Origin of the sequence: Deinococcus sp. (assembly GCF_030523985.1) — a bacterium.
Lineage (GTDB): Bacteria > Deinococcota > Deinococci > Deinococcales > Deinococcaceae > Deinococcus.
This window is the reverse complement of the sequence record NZ_JAUNHK010000169.1, coordinates 1-2,236: the sequence shown is the minus strand read 5'-3', so window position 1 is coordinate 2,236 and position 2,236 is coordinate 1. Positions and strand designations below refer to the sequence as shown.

2 protein-coding genes are annotated in these 2,236 nt (G+C 61.9%); both read right to left on the bottom strand.

Annotated features, from left to right (window positions below):
• On the bottom strand, nucleotides 1–662 hold a 662-nt coding region (locus Q4C89_RS14430; RefSeq protein ID WP_303103320.1), incomplete at its 3' end, for a VOC family protein.
• 134 nt (nucleotides 663–796) lie between these two features.
• A partial coding sequence (gene hpaB, locus Q4C89_RS14425; RefSeq protein ID WP_303103319.1) for a 4-hydroxyphenylacetate 3-monooxygenase, oxygenase component occupies nucleotides 797–2,236 on the bottom strand: 1,440 nt, incomplete at its 5' end.

Here is a 2,236-nt window from a genome sequence, read left to right as displayed (position 1 = left end):
ATGTCGCAGGTCTTGATGATGCTCATGGCGTCGGGCATCCAGTAGGCCCAGTGGTGCAGGCAGGGGCCAGCGCCGTTGGTGAGCGCAAAATCGTGCACGCCGCCCCGGCGCTGAATCCAGGCCGCCCAGTAGTCGCCCTGTTCGTCCACGGTGTACTCGCTGACGCGGAAGCCCAGTTCCTGGCCGTACCAGTCCAGTGTGGCCTTGACGTCGGGCACACGCACGTTGCAGTGGTCTACGCGCTGCAACCCCGGCCCCCGGTGCTGGTGGTATTCCTGCAAGAGCCAAGGGTAGGTTTTGACCTCGTGGTAGAAGGCCACCGGAATGCCGAACGGGTCTTGCAGGCGCAGCATTTTGGGGCGGTCGAGTTCTTCTTCCCACCGGTGGGGGAGACCCTGCTGCTCGGCCAGCTCCACGAGGCTGTCCAGGCACTCGCCGCAGCGCACGCGGTAGCCCAGGTGCCGCACGCGGGGCGTTTCGCCGTCCTTGCATTTCTCCAGCTTCAGCGTCCACTCGCGGTCTTCCACGCCGCGCAGGTAGAGGGCGTCGTTTTCTTCGTGCAAGACGTTCATGCCCAGCAGGTCAACGTAAAACTCTTTGCTGGCTTCCAGGCTGGAAACGGTAAAGGTGGCCTGGGCGATGCGGATGATGTCGGGTTTCATGGTTGCCTCCGGCAAATGTTGATGGTTGATAGGTGATGGTTGATGGAGAAATGCGCCTCCAACCATCAAATTTCCGATTTTGATTGACGAAATGGTCGGTGGAAAAGCCGTTTCCATCAACCATCGACCATCAACTATCTACGCTTCAAAAACTCCCCAATCCGCGCCACCGCCTCGCTGCTGTCGTACACCTCGTACAGCGCCGAGTGCATCCGCACGGGGTCACCGAAGAAGAAGCGTTCATAGAGTTCCTGGCGACCCGCAAAGCTGCTCATGGACATGTCCCAGGCGAGGCGGAACAGCTTGAGGCGGTCTTCGGCGCTGGCATTGCCCGTTTGCAGGTACTTGGCGATTTGCGGCCCCAGCGGGCCTTCGCGGTCAGCTTTGCTGGGCATCATGATGATTCCCGAGGCACCCAGCAGTTGCAGCAGCTCGGGCAGGCGGGCGTGGTTGGCGGGGTAGTAGTTGCGGGCAGCGTCGAGGGGAGCGCGGGCAGGGGTCATCACGCCGTACTCGTTGACCTGGGCCTGCTCACGGGCAGCGACTTCCAGCGCCTTCATGATTTCCAGCATGATGATGATTTCCGCGACTTTGCTCTGCACGTGCTGAAACTGCCCGCTGCCAATCGCGTTGACGATGCTCTGCGCGGTGCCCAGAAACGCTTCGGTCTTGGCAATTTTCAGGTTGACCACCTGATAGGCCATGTGCAGCACGGCGTCGGTGCCCGCGTAGGCCTTGTTGGCAAGTTCCACGTCGTACAGCAGGAAGACGCGCTCCCAGGGCACCAGCACGTCGTCGAAAATCACGAAGGCGTCCTGCTCGTCGAAGCGGCTGCTCAGCGGGTGGTCTTCGGGGTCACGGCCCGCGTCAATCGGTTCGCGGCACTGGAAGCTCAGGCCGGGCGTGTTGGTGGGAATGCCGAAGCCCATCGCGTAGCGGCTCTTGTCGGCGTTTTCCTTCAGCACCGTACTGGGGAAAATCAGGATTTCGTCGGCAATCGGCAGGGTCGCCATCATGCGAGCGCCGCGCACAATGACGCCTTCCTCGGTTTCCTCCACGATCCCCAGCGCGATGTAGGGGTCGGGCAGTTCGGACGCCAGCTTGGCGCGGTTGACCTGCGGGTTGGTCAGCGCGTGCGTCAGGCACAGGTCATTGTCGCGGATGAACTCGTAATAGCGGCGCATGTTGGCGGCAAAATCGCGCTTCGGGTCGCCGGGAATCGCTGCGCTGCACGAGTTGAAATACTCGGCCCCCGCGCCCGCCGCCATCACGTTGGCGTTCATGTAATCCGGGGCGCGGCCCAGAAAGCCCAGCCCATAATTGGCGCGGATGCGGTGAGATTCAGCAATGAGCCGCAAGTCTTCCTTCGTGCGCGGCACCATGAACGAGCGGGCATAGCGTTTGCCGCCTTCCTCATAGGTCAGAATGTCGCGCAGTTCGGGGTCAAGTTGCAGGTCGTAGAGGCCCGCTAGTGACTCGCACATGTTTCTGGTGGCGGGGTGCGTGGTGGGGTCGGTGATTTCTTGCCCATCCACGTACAGGCGCGGCGGATTCTGGCGCAGGCGTTCCAGAAA